This window comes from Ruegeria sp. BJ6, from assembly GCF_056537885.1.
This window is the reverse complement of record NZ_JBQFSG010000003.1, coordinates 41,336-59,050: the sequence shown is the minus strand read 5'-3', so window position 1 is coordinate 59,050 and position 17,715 is coordinate 41,336. Positions and strand designations below refer to the sequence as shown.

Below are 17,715 nucleotides of genomic sequence, written 5' to 3'. Positions count from 1 at the left end.
CGAGTTGGTGAGCAGAAGATATACCGGCCGTTCTTGCAATCGTAGGGGGCAGTGCTTACCGTTTGGGTCCCGACGCAGTGGGTTCTTCCACATATTGCCGCAGACCACCCAAATTCACGATGAGGCCGGGCATGGAACCCACTCTTTTTTCCTTCATTTGGAAGCATTCAAAGAAACAGCAACTGGTTCTGCTGGTGCTGACCGTTCTGTCATTTCCGTTTCTGTACGTCTCGCTTGAATTGCCCAAACGGATCATCAACGACGCCATCGGTGCACCAAGTGATACCGTTACCCTGCTGGGGGTGACGGTAACGCAGGTTCAGTACCTGATGATCCTGTGTTTCGCCTTTCTGGCCACCGTGATCATCAGCGGCCTGATGAAAATGCGCATCAACACGATGAAGGGCGTTCTGTCCGAGCGGATGCTGCGCCGCCTGCGCTATACCCTGATCAGCCGGACGATGCGGTTTCCGAAATCCTATTTCGCAACCACCAGTCAGGGCGAATTGGTTTCGATGATCTCGTCCGAGGCCGAACCGATGGGTGGTTTGATGGGTGACGCCATTGCGCAACCCGTTTTCCAGCTTGGGCAAATGCTGACGATCGTCACGTTTCTGTTCATGCAAAGCGTCTGGTTCGGTCTGGCATCGGTTGCCCTGATCCCGCTGCAGGCCTGGTTGATCCCGAAATTGCAGCGCCAGATCAACCTGTTGAACAAGGACCGCATTCAGGAGGTCCGCAGGCTAAGCTCTGAAATCGGTGAAAGCGCCGCAGGTATCAGCGACCTGCGCGCCAATGGCGGCTGGCGCTACAGGCTGGCCCAATTCAGCGACCGGTTGGGGAAACTGTTCGAGATCCGGTTCCGGATCTACAACAAGAAATTCTTTATGAAGTTCCTCAACAACCTTATCACGCAGATGACCCCGTTCCTGTTCTATTCAGTCGGTGGATATCTGGCCATCAAGGGTCAGATCACGGTGGGAGCTCTGGTTGCCGCGCTTGGGGCCTATAAGGACCTGAGCAGCCCTTGGAAGGAATTGCTGTTCTATTACAATCAGGTACAGGACATGTCGCTGCGCTGGCAGATCGTCACCGAGCGATTTGCCCCCGATGACATGATCCCCGAAAACCTGTTCGAAGGTGAACCCGACAGCATTCCGCGCCTGACCGGTGATATCGAGTTGCGTAATGTGACCGTCAGGGACCCGGACGGCAACACGATCCTCGAAGACATCAACCTGAACATTCCCTTGGGTGCCAGAGTTGCGATTCAGTCGTCTCATGCTTTGGAACGATCCGCGATCGCGCAGCTTCTGACCCGGGAAATTCAGCCTGTGCGGGGTGATGTGATCGTGGCCGGGCACAATCTGAATGACCTGCATCAGGCGGTGATCGCGGCCCGCGTGGGCTATGCCTATTCCCGGCCATATCTGTTTGACGGCACGTTGGGGGACAACCTGCTGATGCCGTTGCGCACCCGCCCCCAGCATGAAGCGGACGCCATTCGCATGCCGACCCGTAAACAGATCGAGGCGGTAAGGGCCGGGAACACACCGGACTCTCTCGATGATAACTGGGTCGATCCCGGTCTTGCCGGTCTGAACGATAGCGAGCAGATTCGCGATTGGTGGTTTCAATTGGTCGAAGCCATGGGGATCGACGAATTCATGTTCCGCCGCACTTTGCGGTCCCGGGTCGATCCGCAATTGCACAAAGTGCTGGCCTCCGAGATTGTCAATCTGCGGGAAGAAGTGGCAGAACGCATCCGGGAAAAGGGTCTTGACGGTCTGGTGTTCCGCTTTGACCCCGAACAATTCAACCCGGCAGTACCCCTTGGCGGCAACCTTTTGTTTGCCTCGCCATCGCGGGATATTTCACCTGATGTTCTGGCGGGCGACCGCAGGTTTCTGGCCATGCTGCAAGGTCATGATCTGGCCGTTGAGGCCATGGAGATGGCACTGGGCGTACTCGAATCCCTGAAGCAGGCGTTTGGCCGCGATGGCACGGATCACCCGTTATTTTTGCGTCTGGGCATGTCCGAAGACATGTATCATCGCCTTCTCGACATCGCCGACCGCCGCACCAGCAAGGGCGACGACGCATTGACCGATCAGGAACGAGCGCTGCTGCTGACTGTTCCGTTCATGCTGACTGCCGAGCAGATCGGTCAAAGCTTTCCCGAGGAATACAAGGACAAGATCCTTGCCATCCGCAAAAGCCAGTCCGGGAATCTGCTGTCTTCTATGAAAGGACTATTCGTCCCGGTGACGCCGGATGCTTACGTCCCACGCCTGACTGTTCTGGAAAATGCGCTGTATGGCCGGGTCTCGATCATGGCCGGTGCGCGTATGGATGAAATCGAAGACGTGGTGGCGGACGTGCTGAGTAAGGCCGGTCTGCGCCGCCGTCTGGCCGCGATCATCTATGATCTTCCTACCGGTCTGGGTGGAAACAACCTGCCAACCGTATTCCAGGAACGCGCCGCCTTTTCCCGCGCGGGGATCAAGCGGCCCGACATTCTTATCCTCGACAAGGCGCTGGCCAGCCACGATTCAGAAAGCCGCCTGCGGACACGCCTGAAACTGCGGGAGTTGCTGCCCGAGTCGATCATGATCTTTATGGAGGACCACTTTGCCCACCCCGAAGCTTATGACCTGTTCGTCGAAGTCAAGGACGGGCGGATAGACGGAGTTTCACGTGCTGAACCCGATATACAGGAAGGCGCATCCGCAGATTTGAGCCGCAAACTCAAGATCATCTCCTCGACCGAGCTTTTTGCAAAGCTCGACGCCCGCAACCAGCGCCTGCTCGCGTTCTCGGCCCAGTGGTATGATGCGGCCGCAGGCCAAGTGATCTTTTCCCGCGGTCAATCGCCTGATGCGGCCTATCTGTGCATCGACGGCAAAGCCGACCTGTGCTGGACCGACGATCAGAAGAACACGCATTTGATCTCCACCGTGGAACCGGGGCGTCTGATCGGCGATCTGGCGATTATTGCCGACAAACCCAGACAACTAGACCTGATCGCCGACACCGGATGCTCTTTTCTGAGGATCGGTGCCGAAGAACTGCGCGCGGTCGTGGAAAGTGACGCCGGTGTCGCCATGCAGCTGCTTGAGACGGTTGCCGGCTATCTGACCAATCTGGCAGGCACCATGCAGGAGGCGAACTTCAACCCTGCAAACCTCCCCGATGCAAACGAACCTCAGGGCCGGGCTGGATAAAGCCATGGAGTCTGACAGAGCATCAGCCTATTCAGCTCATCACCAATTTGTGGCACCGGCACGCGCTCACCCGGAAATCTGGCGTCTGCTTGTCGGTCTGGGGATTGTGGGTCTCGTGGCGACTGGCCTGAACTCGTCTTTGCTGGCGGCCCTTGCCACTTTGGGACCAGCCTCACTGATGCAGGACCTGACAGAGGCCTCTAGCCCATTAGCCATGCTGGTTCTGCTGTCCAGTTTCGCCTCGGTCACTCTGGGCGTCGGCCTTGCGGCAAAAATCATGCAGCACCGCCCTTTTCGCTCAGTCATCGGAAAACCCGGTCTGGCCTTTGCCCAGTTTCGCCGCGTTCTGGGGACATTGCTGATTTTAGGCGCGGTGATTGCTGCCCTTCCGCCCTATGACATGGGAAAACCGCTAATCCCCAACCTGTCATTCGCCGTCTGGTTGTCGATCCTGCCTATGTCCCTGTTGGCCGTGCTGATTCAGACGAGTGCCGAAGAGGTTCTGTTTCGCGGCTACCTGCAACAATCCCTTGCCGCCCGGTTCCGTTCCCCATGGATATGGATGGTTCTGCCATCGGCTCTGTTTGCGGCCGGACATTATTCACCGGCAGAAGCAGGAGAAAACGCGTTATTGGTCGCTCTGTGGTCAGGGGTGTTCAGTCTGTTCGCCGCCGATCTGACTGCACGGTCGGGGACACTTGGACCCGCCATCGCCCTGCATTTTTTCAACAATGTTGTTGCACTGCTTTTTGTTGCTTTGCCCGGAACCCTAAGCGGGCTGGCCCTGTTCCTGCTGCCCTACGAAATGTCCGACACCGGCGAATTGCGCAACTGGCTGTTCGTGGATATCGCCGTCATGTTCGTGGGATGGCTTGCGGCGCGCCTTGCGCTTCGGCGCTGATTGCATTTCCCGTCGTTGCGCCTTATTTGACACCAACGTCGCATCAGCAAGGTTCCGCCATGAACTGGATCACCAACTACGTCCGCCCCCGGATCAACTCGATCTTCTCGCGCCGGGAAGTGCCTGAAAACCTATGGCAGAAATGCGACGAGTGCGGCACCATGCTGTTTCACCGCGAATTGGCCGAAAACCTGAATGTCTGCACCCAGTGCGACCACCACATGGCCATCACGCCGCGCGACCGGTTCGCGGGCCTGTTCGACGGCGGTATCTTTACCGAGGTTGAAGTACCCGCGCCTACCGCCGATCCTCTGCAATTCCGCGATCAGAAAAAATACCCTGACCGCATGAAAGCGGCGCAGAAAAAGACCGGCGAAAAAGAGGCGATGCTGGTAGCAACCGGTGAGATCGGCCGGACCCCGATCGTTGCTGCCGCGCAGGATTTTTCGTTCATGGGCGGTTCCATGGGCATGTATGTCGGCAACGCGATCATCGCGGCTGCACAAGAGGCCGTGAAACTCAAGCGTCCCCTGATCCTGTTTTCCGCTGCTGGCGGCGCACGGATGCAAGAAGGCATCCTCAGCCTCATGCAAATGCCGCGAACCACGGTGGCCGTGGAAATGTTGAAAGAGGCGAAACTGCCCTATATCGTCGTGCTGACCCATCCCACGACGGGTGGCGTAACGGCATCATATGCGATGCTGGGCGACGTGCATATTTCGGAACCGAACGCCCTGATCTGTTTCGCCGGCCCCCGCGTGATCGAGCAGACCATTCGCGAGAAACTGCCCGAGGGCTTTCAGCGCGCCGAATATCTGCTGGACCACGGCATGCTGGACCGCGTGACCAAGCGGACGGAAATGCGGGATGAACTGATCACCATCACTCGTATGCTGATGGGCCTGCCCCCCGCGGTCAAAGGCGACCTCCCCGCGCCCGCCGCGGAAGAACCCGCCACCGAAGAGACACCCGCCGAGGACAAAGGCGAACAATGACCGGCCAGAGATCGGACCTCATCCTTGAAAGGATGATGGCGCTGCACCCCAAGATCATCGACCTGACCTTGGATCGTGTCTGGCGTTTGCTGGGCGCATTGGGCAACCCGCAGGATAACCTGCCACCAGTCATCCATATTGCGGGCACCAACGGCAAGGGTTCGACCCAGGCCATGATCCGCGCGGGCCTCGAGGGTGGCGGGCTTGGCGTCCACGCCTACACGTCACCGCATCTGGCACGGTTTCACGAGCGTATTCGACTGGCTGGTGAGCTGATCTCTGAGCCTGAGCTCACCAAAGTGCTGGACGAATGCTATGCCGCCAACGGCGGTGAGAACATTACCTATTTCGAAATCACCACATGCGCCGCTCTTTTAGCTTTTGCGCGCACTCAGGCAGATTACACCCTGCTCGAGGTTGGGCTTGGCGGTCGACTGGACGCGACAAACGTGATCAACAACCCGGCACTCACGGTAATCACCCCAATCTCGATCGATCACGAACAGTTTCTGGGCAACACATTGCCCAAGATCGCGGCAGAGAAAGCCGGGATCATCAAACGCGGCGTGCCCTGCATCGTCGGACCGCAACCGGACGAGGCATTGGAGGTTATCGAAGCCACCGCCGCGCGCCTCGGCGCCCCTTTGATCGCTTATGGCCAGCACTGGCACGTTCACGAAGAAAACGGCCGCCTGATCTATCAGGACGAAACCGGCCTGTGCGACTTGCCCTTGCCAAATCTGTTGGGCGCGCACCAGATTCAAAATGCCGGTGCTGCGCTGGCCGTTCTTCGCCACCTGCAACTCGGCGACGCGGCCTATGAAGCAGCGGTAACCAATGCTCATTGGCCTGCCCGCATGCAGCGCCTGAAAACCGGGCCACTGGTTGAGGCGGCACCTCAGTCCGAACTCTGGCTGGATGGCGGCCACAACGCCGCAGCCGGGCAAGCTTTGGCCGACGTCCTGTCCAAACTACCCCAAAGACCAACCCATCTCATCTGCGGCATGCTCAACACCAAGGACGTCACAGGATACATGGCCCCGTTGGCAGGGCACGCCCAAAGCCTGACGGCCGTCTCGATTCCGGGTGAGGCCAACACGCTCAGCGCCGAAGACACCGCAGCCGCAGCCGCTCAGGTGAATTTACCAGCAGCAACCGCCGCTTCCGTTCAGGATGCGCTTACGAAAATCACTGAAAATGACCCGCAGGCCCGCGTATTGATCTGCGGCTCACTCTATCTGGCCGGCAACATCCTGCGCGAAAACGGCTGATCTTTCCTATTGCCGGAAATATCCTGGGGTGAATTGGTCGCAGGCCAAAAGGGGCAACGCCCCTCACTGCCCCCAGTCAAGGGCCTGCATCTCTCGCAGGCGCGATGCGGTACGTTCAAATTCAAACGTCCCCTCACCCTCGACATACAGCATCTCGGGCTCTGCGGCGGCGGAACAAATCAACCTAACCTTCGCCTCGTAAAGCGCGTCGATCAGCGTCACGAACCGCTTGGCCTCGTTGAAGTTGTTGCGGGATAGGCGCGGGATGTCCTCAAGCACCAGAACCTTCACCTCATCGGCAATGGCCAGATAGTCTCCGGGGCCCAGCATCCGGCCGCACAGGTCATAAAACGATGCACGCGCCACGCCGTTGCGGAATGCGGGCAGCACCACCTCGCGCCCTTTGACATGCAGGCTCAGCGGCTCGGCCGGACCACCTGACAGATCGGTCCAGACCGCACGAATCTTCGCGCGGGCTTCAGGACCAATCGGCGTGAAATAGACTGGCGATCCCTCAAGCCGATTCTGACGATAATCAGTGGGGGAGGTCAGCTCCCACACAACCAGCTGCTCTTTGATGTGATGGATGAAAGGCAGGAACAACTGACGATTCAGCCCGTCCTTGTACAGATCGTCAGGATGCCGGTTCGAGGTTGTCACCACAACCACACCGCCATCGTGCAACATGTCGAACAGACGCCCCACGATCATCGCGTCCGTGATGTCGGTAATCTGCATCTCATCAAACGCCAACACCCGGACCGATTTAATTACCTCTGCCGCGACCGGGGCCAATGCATCCTTTACACCAGCCTCGCGGGCCTTGTGCATGCCAGAGTGAACTTCCTGCATGAAGGCGTGAAAATGCACCCGCCGCGCCGGAACATCGACCAGCGTTTCGACGAACATGTCCATCAGCATGGATTTGCCACGCCCGACACCGCCCCACAGGTACAGCCCCTTCGGCGGCGGAGGCGCCTTGCGGAAAAACCCGCGTTTGACCGGTTCGGCCAATTTGGCCCGGATACGCTCGAATTCGGGCAATACCGCATTCTGGGCATCATCCCGGGTCAGAGTGCCTTCTGCGATGCGCGCTTCGTAAAGCGATAGAAGATCCGTCATACCCGAGCCATACCGCCCGTATTGCGCATTGAAAAGCAGGCATTTTTTTCTCGCATCAAATTTGCTTATCCAACCGCACAAAACTCCTGAATTGACCGCCTGCAAAATCCCGCTAACGTCCGGGTCGTATATGTACCGGAGACCCAAATGCCGCAATCAGCCCGTTTGCTGAACCCTGTTCTGATCGTTGGCTGTATCATCATCACGGTCAGCTTTGCCGTGCGCGCCTCGTTTGGCGTGTTTCAGATACCGATTGCGGATGAATTCGGCTGGCTGCGCACAGATTTCTCGCTGGCCATCGCAATTCAGAATCTGGCTTGGGGAATTGGTCAGCCCATATTCGGCGCAATCGCCGAAAAGGTTGGCGACCGGCGCGCGATAATCATCGGAGCGCTGACTTACGCAGCCGGGATGGTGTTATCCGCCTGGTCAGTCACACCTTTCGAACACCAGATGTACGCCTGGCTGGTGGGTTTTGGTATTGCGGGCACCGGCTTTGGTGTGGTTCTGGCTGTCGTCGGACGTGCATCTTCGGACAAAAACCGGTCTATGTCTTTGGCCGTTGTCACCGCAGCGGGCAGCTTTGGTCAGGTGGTCGGCGCCCCCACGGCTGAGTGGCTGATGACGTTTTTGCCGTGGCAGCAAGTCTTCATCCTGTTTGCTGCGGCGATTCTGGCGATCATACTGACTTTGCCTTTCATGCCCGCTCCCATACCAGCAGACCGCACTGAAGTTGAAGAAAGCATGAGCCGGATACTGGGAAAAGCACTCCGCGATCCGTCTTATACCTTGATATTTCTCGGTTTCTTCAGCTGCGGTTATCAGCTTGGCTTCATCACCGCGCATTTCCCGGCCTTCGTAACCGAGATGTGCGGGCCCGTTCAGCCCGGAGGCGTTCTGCATTCCATGGGCATCACGACCACCTCGGCGCTGGGCGCTATTGCGATATCGCTCATTGGTCTGGCCAATATCGGCGGCACGTTGCTGGCTGGCTGGGCCGGAAATCACTTTCCCAAGAAATACCTGCTTGCAACGATCTATGCGGCGCGCACGATTGCCGCCGCCGCATTCATCATGCTGCCAATCACTCCGATGTCGGTCATCGTGTTCTCGATCGCGATGGGATCGCTCTGGCTTGCCACCGTACCTCTGACCTCGGGCCTTGTCGCGCATCTCTATGGATTGCGTTACATGGGTACGCTTTATGGCATCATCTTCCTCAGCCACCAGATCGGCAGTTTTCTTGGCGTCTGGCTGGGTGGCCGGATGTACGACATCTATGGCGACTACACGATGGTCTGGTGGATCGGCATTGGCATCGGCGCATTCAGCGCAATCGTACATCTGCCGATCCGTGAGAACCGGGACCTGGCACCTGCCACTGCCTGATCAATCAGTGTATTTGTCCAGAATATAGCGGCTGGTCATCAGATCCAGATGTGCCCCGCCGCCATTCTTGAACAGGGTGATGGTGGACGCATCCGGGACAAAGGCGTCCAGTTCGTAAAAATCACCCCTCACGTCAGAGTGGGCAATCACCCCCTCGGCCAGAGGTGTCTTGAGTTCGCCGATATGATCAACGGTCGTATCAATGCTATCAACATAGATGCGCGAGCGTCTCAGCGCTTCGTCATCCGCCTCTCGCATGTCGGGCCGGTATGCACCAATCAGGTTCAGGTGTTGTCCGGGCCGCAACCATTCGCCTTTGATCACAGGTTCGGTAGACATGGTCGCAGTCACGACGATATCCGCATTATGGACGGCGTCCGGCAGGTTTGGCGCAACGCCCACACCCTTGAGCTTTGACGCCAGTTCCTCGGCTTTCGCCAATGTCCGGTTCCACAAACGCAGCTTCGCGCGTGGAAATCCCGCGGCAAACGCCTCGCACAGGGATTGGCCAACCGCTCCCGCTCCGACTATCAGAATGTTCCGGCTATCCGGGTTGGCCAGCCGCAACGCGCCCAGCAGGCTGTCGCCTGCCGTTTTCCACTTTGTGACCAAATGAAAATCGACAAGTGCAGCAAGCGTTCCGAACGTGTCATCGTAAAGACAAACAGCCCCATTGATCATCGGCGCGTTGCGCTGCGGATTTTCGGGAAAGATGGTGGCCGTCTTGACAGCCATTCCCAACCCGTCGATCCACGCGGCGCGCGACAACACGGTATCCTGATCACGATACAGAAATGTGTCACCGATCTGGGCTTTGGGCAGTTTGTGCCCGTCTGCCAGCGCTTGCGCCAGTTCCAGCCAGTCCAGTTTGGCCTCGCCCTCGTCAAAGGAGATTTGCGTAATCGTCATCCCGCTTCACTTTCGGTCAACAGACCTTCGGCAACCAATCGGTCCGCCCAGCCCTGCGGGCCTTTGAAATGATGCGTTTGCCAGCCGCGCGCCCGGGCTGTTTCGATATTGTCCATTCGATCATCAGCGAACAACAGGGCCTCAGGTGACAGGCCGCAATCCGCCTCAACCATTTCATAGATCGGCACATGAGGTTTCACGGTTTTCATCCGGCCTGACACGTATTGACGGTCGAACTCGTTCAGAAAAGGATAAACCGTTGTGGCATATTCAAAGTTCTGAACCCCGAAATTCGTCAGGGCAAAAACCGGCACACCTTTGACACGCAACGCGCGCAGCAAACGTACCGAATGTGGAATTTCGGGCGAGGCCAGCTCGATCCAATTGTCATGCCACATCCGAATCTCGTCGCGCCAATCGGGGTATTTTTCAGCCCAGTCATAGATCGTTTCGGTGAAATGATGCCCCTGATCGACCAGATCGTTCATACCGTGCAGGTCAACCTCGGCGAACATGGCGCGGCGGCTATCCTCGCCGATCACCCGGTCGTAATACCTTTCCGGCTGCCATTCGATCAGAACATTGCCAATATCGAAAACAACGGCTTCAACGGGCATTCGCTTATCCTGTTCTGAATCAATTCCTGTCGCCTGTGACTGAACCAAGCTGCGCGCCAATGATCAAGGCGGAACCGGAGGGGGTGCATCTGCGATACGGCCCCGACGGGCGGGAATCTTCAGCCCCGCATCGCCGCGCGCAGTTCCCGCTCTAGCGCATCCAGAAAGCGCGAACGGTCCGCCTTTCCAAACGGTTTGCCGCCACCGCCTGCACCCAGTGGGTTGGCGGCCCGCAGATCAGCCATCAGATCCCGCATGGCCAGTTGTTGACCGATATTTGCGGCCGAAAATGCCTCGCCGTTGGGCCGCAGGACACGCGCTCCGGCTTCGATGCACTTTGCAGCCAGAGGAATGTCAGACGTTACAACCACATCCCCCGCGCCACAGCGATCGGCGATCCATTTGTCCGCCTCATCGGCCCCCTCGGCCACGATCACCACCTGCACCAGCGGGTTGGCAGAGGGGCGCAACCCGCCGTTGGACACCAGCACCATGGGCAGTCGATGCCGGGTAGCCACCCGTTCGGCCTCGGCCTTTACCGGGCAGGCATCGGCATCGATATAAAGCGTGCTCACGCCTTTTTGGCCTGCTTGACAGCAGGCTTGGCCCCATCCTGCGCGGCAGAGTCTTCAACCTTCTTGCGTACCTTGAACTCATCCGGGATCGGCATCCGGTTGAAGGCGTCCAGCCCCGCAATCTTGTACGCCTCGGCCAGCGTCGGATAGTTGAAGGTGTTCTGGACAAAGTAATCCACAGTTCCCTTCAGGTTCAGGACGGCCTGCGCAATATGGATCAATTCCGTCGCGCCCTCGCCGACGATCTGCACGCCCAGTACCCTGCGGGTTTTAAGCGAAAACAGCATCTTCAGCATGCCGTGTTCCAGCCCCATGATATGCCCGCGCGAGGTTTCGCGGAATCGCGCCACGCCAACCTCATAGGGAATGCCCCGCTCCTGCAACTCTTCCTCGGACATGCCGCAGGTCGACATTTCGGGGACCGAGTAGATGCCATACGGATACCAAGGGCTTTCCGGAAGCGTCGGCGTTTCCAGCGCGTGACAGGCCGCTACCCGCCCCTGCTGCAACGAGGTCGACGCCAGCGAAGGATGCCCGATCACGTCACCGGTCGCATAGATATGCGGCACCGCGGTCTGATAGGTCTTGCGATCCACGTTGATCCGGTTGCGATGATCGGTTTCCACCCCGACCGCATCCAGATTCAAAGCCGAGGTTGCCCCCATGCGTCCGGCTGCAAACAACAGCATTTCGGCACGAACATGACGGCCATTGTCCAGCGTCACCTCGACATGGGTGCCCGCATCCTCGATCTTTTCCACGGCCGATCCCAGACGCAGATCGACCCCATTTTCGCGGACCTGATGCGTGAATTCCTGAATCAGGGTCCGGTCGATGAAATCCAGAAAGGTCTCGCGCGGCTCAATCAGGGTCACCCGAACGTCAAGCGCCGAGAACATGGTGGCGTATTCCACGCCAATCACGCCTGCACCGATCACGCACAGGGAGCGCGGAATTTCGGCCATCTCCAGAAAGTCGTCGCCATCCACGATGGAGGTGCCATTGAAGGGCACATAGTCCGGCCGGTAGGTTTTGGTGCCCGTGGCGATCAGAAACTTGGCAGCCGTCAGCCGCGTCTTGTCCCCTGCGTCGGTTGCCACCTCGACCTCATGCGGTCCAACGAATTTCGCAAGACCGCTCAGCGTTTCCACGTGGTTCCGATTGAACTGATGCTCCAGCACATCGACCTCGTGATCAAGCGTCATGTGAAGCCGCGCCTTCAAATCCTCGGCCCGGATCTGATCCTTCACTCGGTAGGAACGCCCATAAAAGCTGCGTTCGCGCCAACCCGAAAGGTTCAGCACGGTTTCACGCAACGTCTTGGACGGAATTGTGCCGGTATGGACGGAAACACCGCCCAACCGGTCCTTGCGGTCAATCACCAGCACCCGGCGTTGCAACTTGCCCGCCTGAATAGCGGCCGAGCGTCCGGAAGGGCCCGAACCGATGATGATCAGGTCATAGTCGTATTTACCCATGCCTCAATCTCCGTACAGGGCTTCGGCGTGGAAAGTAACGTGATCTTCCATGAAGCTGGAGACGAAGAAATACGAGTGGTCATAACCCGGCTGCAACCGGTTGGTCGCTTGCTGGCGGCTTTCAGCAATGGCCTGAGCCAGCGCTTCGGGTCGCAGCAGGTCGATGAACTGATCGTTTGTGCCGGTGTCGATCAGGATAGGGCCGTCAAAACCCTTTTCCTTCATCATCAATGTTGCGTCATGCTTCGCCCAGGCGCCCTCATCATCCCCCAGATAGGCGCTCAGCTGTTTGCGGCCCCAATCACTGCCCGAAGGGTTCGAGATCGGCGCAAAGGCTGAAACCGACCGGAACCGGCCCGGCAGGTTCATCGCAAGCGTCAACGCCCCATGACCGCCCATGGAATGGCCGGTGATGGCCTGCCGTTCTCCGTCGATTGCGAAATTTTCGGTCAGAAGGGCAGGCAGTTCCTCGGCTACGTAGTCCCACATGTTGAAATGCGGGGCCCAGGGTTTTTGCGTTGCATTCACATAGAACCCTGCGCCCTGCCCCAGATCATAATCATCGTGATCTGCCACACCTTCACCGCGCGGGGACGTATCAGGAAAGACCAGCGCAATGCCCTGTTCCGCGGCCCAGCCCTGCGCCCCTGCTTTGGTCATCGCGTTTTCATGGGTACAGGTCAGGCCGGACAGATACCAAAGAACCGGAACCGGCCCATCCTTCGCCTCGGCGGGCAGGAAAAGACCAAAGGTCATATCGCACTGACACGCGGAAGACGCGTGGCGATACACGCCCTGCACACCGCCAAAACATGCATTTTCCGAAAGGGTTTCCATCTGGCATTTTCCTTGCGTTGAGTCTGTGCAATGGCTAACGGCACAGGGCTCTGGCGTAAAGTGCATGGGCCTCTGGCAGGCCTATTTTTCTGAAAGTCGAAGGTCAGAGCGCCGCAACCCAGGCGATGATCAGTGGCACTGTCACGATGCTGGCCACGGTCGACAGCAGGATTGCCGCCGAGACCCGGTGTGGCGCAACGCCATAATGGGCCGCCAGCATATAGACGTTCCCGGCAACCGGCAGTGCAGCCGCAGCAATAGCCACAGAGGCCGGAAACGCATCGACAGGAATCAGCCAGATCAGGGCGACCGCAACGAAAACCGGATGAACCACCAGTTTGCAAAAGCTGAGCCAAGCCGCGATCTGTACCCGTTCGGCTGACTTGCTGGCCAGCGATGCGCCAATTGCAAACAACGCGCCGGGTGTTGCCGCACCGCCCAGAATAGTCAGAAAATCATTGAGAGGTGCCGGTACAGGAAATTGCAACGCTGACCAGGCAAGACCGGCTGAAATAGACACTATCATTGGGTTTTTGATCAACCCAACCCCGATCAGCCGGAGTGTGCCAGACGTCAGTTTACCATCCCTGCCACCGTTGATCAGGATAACGATGAGGGACGAGAAAACCACAAGATCAACCGCCAGAATCAGCATGACCGGGCCGATGGCGGCCTCGGTGAACAGCAGGGCAAGCATCGGCAGACCCAGAAAACCGACATTGCCGATTGCCGCGCATTGCGCCTCGACCGCTGCAGTTGGGATATCCAGCCTGCGTACATAGGCAACCATCGTCGCCAGAACATAGACGCAGGTTGTGCCGATCAGATAGCCGATGACCAGACGCCCGTTGAAAATTTCGGCAAACGGCAATGTTGCCGCGAACCGGAACAGCATTGCCGAAAGGGCAAAGTAAAACACGAATTTCGTGAGATAGGCGGTCGCTTCTTCAGAAAAAAATCGGCTGCGCCCCGCCCAGTAACCCAGGCCGATAATCACAAAGAACGGCAATGTGCGCAGAAAGATTTCGACCATGGTGGGATTGGTAAAGCAATTTCACCACATCACAAGGGCAACACGCTATCCACTGCCAATCAGAATGCCCGCTGCAAGTACAAGCGACCCGCCCAGAACCACCTGAAACGCCGAGCGGAAAAAGGGCGTATCCATGAATCTGTTCTGAATCCAGGCGATGGCCCACAATTCGCAAAACACCACAAGGAAAGCGATGATTGTGGCAGTCCAGAATTCCGGGATCAGATAGGGCAAAGCATGCCCCAGCCCGCCAACAGCAGTCATGACGCCCGAAGCCAGCCCCCGTTTGATTGGCGAACCCCGGCCTGAAAGCTCTCCGTCATCCGATGCAGCCTCGGTAAAGCCCATCGAAATCCCCGCCCCGACCGAGGCGGCCAGCCCGACCAGAAAAGTTGTCCAGGTATCCTGTGTCGCAAAGGCCGTGGCAAATATAGGCGCCAGCGTCGACACAGACCCGTCCATCAGCCCTGCCAAACCCGGCTGCACCCATGTCAGGATGAATTGCCGGTGTGATGCCGCATCCTCGGATTCGCGGCTGTCTCCATCCAGAAAGGTATCTTCCAATTTCTGGGCTTTAGCCTCATGACCGGCTTCCGCTACGGCCAGATCCCCCAGCAACTTGCGCGTTGCAGCGTCGGACGTACGGGCGGCAGCGGTCAGATAAAACCGTTCGGCATCGCGTTCCATCATCGTCGCTTCTTCGCGAATGCGTTCGATACCCAGATTTTCGACCAGCCAGATGGGTCGCCGCGCGTAATACCCGGCTACATGTTCCCGCCGGATCAGGGGTATTACCGATCCGAACCGCTGTTCATGCAAGGTAATCAACCGCGCACGATGCTGATCCTCTTCCGCAGCCATGCCATCAAAAACTCTGGAAGTTGAGGGATACTCTTCCCTCAGCTTTTCGGCATATGAGCGATAGATACGCGCGTCATCCTCTTCGGACGAAATAGCCAGAGCGATAACTTCCTGATCCGTCAGGTCGCGAAAATGTTTGCGTTGGGTGAAGAACCGCATGCCTGCCCTCTTTTTAGAATAGTTCTAAAATACTGATTGATACAAATCATGCAACCGGTGCCGATAATCGTTGAAACTGAACTGAACGGTTTATAAATTTGAAGAACCGAATTCTTCAGGAGATGTCATGCCCCAGGCCGCCACTATCCTTCGCACAGGGCGCAAATTCGATCAGGTTTTGCGTGGCGCGCGCGAGGTGTTCATGGCCGACGGGTTCGAAGGCGCAAGTGTGGACGACATCGCCCGCGCAGCAGGAGTGTCCAAGGCGACACTCTACAGCTATTTTCCTGACAAGCGCCTGCTGTTCATGGAGGTGGCTCAGACGGAATGCCAGCGCATGTCTGAACGCATTCTGTCCATGGTCGACGACTGCAAACCAGTGCGCGAGGTGCTGACCATCGCAGCCGCGCAACTGGTCGGATTTCTGGTATCGGACTTTGCGCAACAAGTGTTCCGCATCTGCGTGGCCGAGCGCGACCGTTTTCCTGAACTTGGCCGCGCTTTCTATGCGGCGGGGCCGGAAAACGGCCAGCGCCAGTTGTGCGAGTATCTTGAGAAAGCCGTTGAGGCAGGTGATCTTGTGATCGAAGACATCCCGATGGCGGCGGAACAGTTTTCGGAACTTTGCAAGGTTCGTTTGTGGACGCGGGCGGTATTCGGAATTCAAACCACTTTTTCGCAGGCCGAAGTGGATGAGGTCGCAATACAGGCCGTGGATACATTTTTGGCGCGCTACGGGCGCTGAACAAACGGCAAAATCCAATGAAATAGGGCCGCAGATTGCGGCCCTTCAATTCAATATCAGTAGAGCACCACACTGCGGATGCTTTCGCCCGCATGCATCAGGTCAAAGCCCTTGTTGATGTCATCCAACCCCATGGTGTGGGTGATCATCGGGTCGATCTCGATCTTTCCTTCCATATACCAGTCGACGATCTTGGGCACATCCGTCCGGCCCCGCGCCCCGCCGAAAGCCGTGCCGCGCCACGAGCGGCCGGTAACCAGTTGGAACGGGCGGGTCGAGATTTCGGCACCTGCAGGCGCGACACCGATGATGATCGATTCACCCCAGCCTTTGTGTGCCGATTCAAGCGCTGCGCGCATCACGCCCACATTGCCGGTGGCGTCAAAGGTATAGTCCGCGCCACCTTTGGTCAGGTTAACCAGATAAGGAACCAGATCGCCCTCTACATCACTCGGGTTGACGAAATCGGTCATGCCGAACTTGGTCGCCATCTCGACCTTTGACGGATTGAGGTCGACACCGACGATCTGATCGGCCCCGGCCAGACGCAGGCCTTGGATCACGTTCAGACCAATTCCGCCCAGACCGAACACGATGGCGCGGCTGCCGATTTCAACCTTGGCCGTGTTGATCACCGCGCCGATGCCGGTGGTGACGCCACAGCCGATATAGCAGATCTTGTCGAAGGGTGCGTCCTCACGCACCTTGGCCAGTGCAATCTCTGGCAGGACAGTGTGATTGGCGAAGGTCGAGCAGCCCATGTAATGCAGGATCGGATCGCCATCCAGCGTCGAAAAGCGCGAGGTGCCATCAGGCATCAGACCCTGCCCCTGCGTTTCACGGATCGCCTGACACAGGTTGGTCTTGGGATGCAGACAGTATTCGCATTCCCGGCATTCTGGTGTGTAAAGCGGGATGACGTGATCACCCGGCTTCAGACTGGTGACGCCCGGTCCGACCTCGACCACCACGCCTGCGCCTTCGTGGCCCAGAATGGCCGGGAACAACCCCTCGGGGTCGGCACCGGACAGGGTGAATTCGTCTGTGTGACAAATGCCGGTGGCTTTGATTTCCACCAGAACCTCACCCGCCTTGGGGCCTTCGAGGTTCACATCCATCACTTCCAAAGGTTTGCCCGCCTGAACTGCGACGGCTGCACGGGTACGCATGGTGCTAATCTCCCTGTCAATTTTGCCCCGACCCTGCGTCAATTACAGGGTGTTTTCAACTGCGCTTTCGTGACAGGTTGGCTAAATATTTGATATTACATATCCGACATAAGCGATTGAAGGAGCGCCAATGTACCGTTTTGTCCCGATTCTGATCATGTTGGCGGCGTGTGCTGAATCAGAGATTCCAATCGAAAGCGCATCCACACCCGAGGCGGCGCCGGTCGATCTGGCCTTCTGCAAGGGAGAGGCGTTCGCCGACTCGATCGGCCAGCCAGTGTCATCGATTCAGGCGAGCCTGCCGGAAAAGGCACGCGTGCTTGGACCGAACGACATTGCCACGCAGGATTATCGGGTTGACCGCCTGAATGTCTTTGTGAACGACGCGGGTGTTATCCAGCGCGTGACCTGCGGTTAAAAACAGCAATCA

16 protein-coding genes are annotated in these 17,715 nt (G+C 57.9%); 7 read left to right on the top strand and 9 right to left on the bottom strand.

Going from position 1 to position 17,715, the window contains the following annotated elements; genetic code table 11:
• The first annotated feature begins 131 nt into the window (after positions 1–131).
• The 4 genes from ACR0D6_RS09210 to ACR0D6_RS09195 are packed head-to-tail and all read left to right on the top strand — an operon-like array spanning position 132 to position 6,391.
• Entirely contained in the window at positions 132–3,224 is a 3,093-nt protein-coding gene (locus tag ACR0D6_RS09210; RefSeq protein ID WP_480765293.1) for an ABC transporter transmembrane domain-containing protein, read from the top strand.
• Positions 3,225–3,228: 4 nt separating this feature from the next.
• On the top strand, positions 3,229–4,125 hold the full coding sequence (locus ACR0D6_RS09205; RefSeq protein WP_480765292.1) for a CPBP family intramembrane glutamic endopeptidase: 897 nt from the start codon (positions 3,229–3,231) through the stop codon (positions 4,123–4,125).
• Positions 4,126–4,184: 59 nt separating this feature from the next.
• Positions 4,185–5,120, top strand: a complete 936-nt coding sequence (gene accD / locus ACR0D6_RS09200) for an acetyl-CoA carboxylase, carboxyltransferase subunit beta (protein ID WP_480728179.1) — start codon at positions 4,185–4,187, stop codon at positions 5,118–5,120.
• The gene (locus ACR0D6_RS09195; protein WP_480765291.1) at positions 5,117–6,391 is read left to right on the top strand and encodes a bifunctional folylpolyglutamate synthase/dihydrofolate synthase; all 1,275 of its coding nucleotides are present in this window, start codon (positions 5,117–5,119) and stop codon (positions 6,389–6,391) included. Before accD ends, ACR0D6_RS09195 begins: the two co-directional genes overlap by 4 nt.
• A gap of 63 nt (positions 6,392–6,454) precedes the next feature.
• Here ACR0D6_RS09195 and zapE read toward each other — a convergent pair whose 3' ends face one another.
• Positions 6,455–7,513 (bottom strand): cell division protein ZapE, encoded by a 1,059-nt coding sequence (gene zapE, locus ACR0D6_RS09190; protein ID WP_480765290.1) that lies wholly within the window; start codon positions 7,511–7,513, stop codon positions 6,455–6,457.
• A gap of 147 nt (positions 7,514–7,660) precedes the next feature.
• Between zapE and ACR0D6_RS09185 the strand changes: the two genes are divergently transcribed.
• Positions 7,661–8,902, top strand: a complete 1,242-nt coding sequence (locus ACR0D6_RS09185; protein WP_480765289.1) for an MFS transporter — start codon at positions 7,661–7,663, stop codon at positions 8,900–8,902.
• Here the strand turns inward: ACR0D6_RS09185 and ACR0D6_RS09180 are convergent, their stop codons facing one another.
• The 7 genes from ACR0D6_RS09180 to mbfA all read right to left on the bottom strand — a co-directional run bounded on the left by ACR0D6_RS09180 (position 8,903) and on the right by mbfA (position 15,371).
• On the bottom strand, positions 8,903–9,811 hold the full coding sequence (locus tag ACR0D6_RS09180) for an ornithine cyclodeaminase family protein (RefSeq protein WP_480765288.1): 909 nt from the start codon (positions 9,809–9,811) through the stop codon (positions 8,903–8,905).
• Positions 9,808–10,428, bottom strand: a complete 621-nt coding sequence (locus ACR0D6_RS09175; protein ID WP_480765287.1) for an HAD family hydrolase — start codon at positions 10,426–10,428, stop codon at positions 9,808–9,810. Before ACR0D6_RS09175 ends, ACR0D6_RS09180 begins: the two co-directional genes overlap by 4 nt.
• A 119-nt stretch (positions 10,429–10,547) precedes the next feature.
• Positions 10,548–11,003: a YaiI/YqxD family protein gene (locus tag ACR0D6_RS09170; protein ID WP_480450921.1), complete on the bottom strand. Its 456-nt coding sequence runs from the start codon at positions 11,001–11,003 to the stop codon at positions 10,548–10,550.
• On the bottom strand, positions 11,000–12,481 hold the full coding sequence (gene sthA, locus ACR0D6_RS09165) for a Si-specific NAD(P)(+) transhydrogenase (protein ID WP_480765286.1): 1,482 nt from the start codon (positions 12,479–12,481) through the stop codon (positions 11,000–11,002). Before sthA ends, ACR0D6_RS09170 begins: the two co-directional genes overlap by 4 nt.
• 3 nt (positions 12,482–12,484) lie before the next feature.
• Positions 12,485–13,318 carry an S-formylglutathione hydrolase gene (gene fghA / locus ACR0D6_RS09160; RefSeq protein WP_480765285.1) on the bottom strand — a complete coding sequence of 278 codons (834 nt, stop codon included), beginning with the start codon at positions 13,316–13,318 and terminating at the stop codon, positions 12,485–12,487.
• A 103-nt stretch (positions 13,319–13,421) separates the two neighbouring features.
• Positions 13,422–14,351: an AEC family transporter gene (locus tag ACR0D6_RS09155; protein ID WP_480765284.1), complete on the bottom strand. Its 930-nt coding sequence runs from the start codon at positions 14,349–14,351 to the stop codon at positions 13,422–13,424.
• A 45-nt stretch (positions 14,352–14,396) separates the two neighbouring features.
• Complete coding sequence (gene mbfA / locus ACR0D6_RS09150) at positions 14,397–15,371, bottom strand: iron exporter MbfA (RefSeq protein ID WP_480765283.1); 975 nt, start codon at positions 15,369–15,371, stop codon at positions 14,397–14,399.
• 127 nt (positions 15,372–15,498) lie between these two features.
• On the opposite strand from mbfA, the gene ACR0D6_RS09145 reads away from it, so the two are divergent.
• Positions 15,499–16,116, top strand: coding sequence for a TetR/AcrR family transcriptional regulator (locus ACR0D6_RS09145; RefSeq protein ID WP_480765282.1), 618 nt, complete (start codon positions 15,499–15,501; stop codon positions 16,114–16,116).
• 56 nt (positions 16,117–16,172) lie between these two features.
• Here the strand turns inward: ACR0D6_RS09145 and ACR0D6_RS09140 are convergent, their stop codons facing one another.
• A complete protein-coding gene (locus ACR0D6_RS09140; RefSeq protein WP_480450928.1) occupies positions 16,173–17,285 on the bottom strand; it encodes an S-(hydroxymethyl)glutathione dehydrogenase/class III alcohol dehydrogenase in 1,113 nt (370 codons plus the stop codon).
• 130 nt (positions 17,286–17,415) lie between these two features.
• Between ACR0D6_RS09140 and ACR0D6_RS09135 the strand changes: the two genes are divergently transcribed.
• Positions 17,416–17,703 carry an I78 family peptidase inhibitor gene (locus ACR0D6_RS09135; protein ID WP_480450929.1) on the top strand — a complete coding sequence of 96 codons (288 nt, stop codon included), beginning with the start codon at positions 17,416–17,418 and terminating at the stop codon, positions 17,701–17,703.
• Positions 17,704–17,715 lie beyond the last annotated feature (12 nt).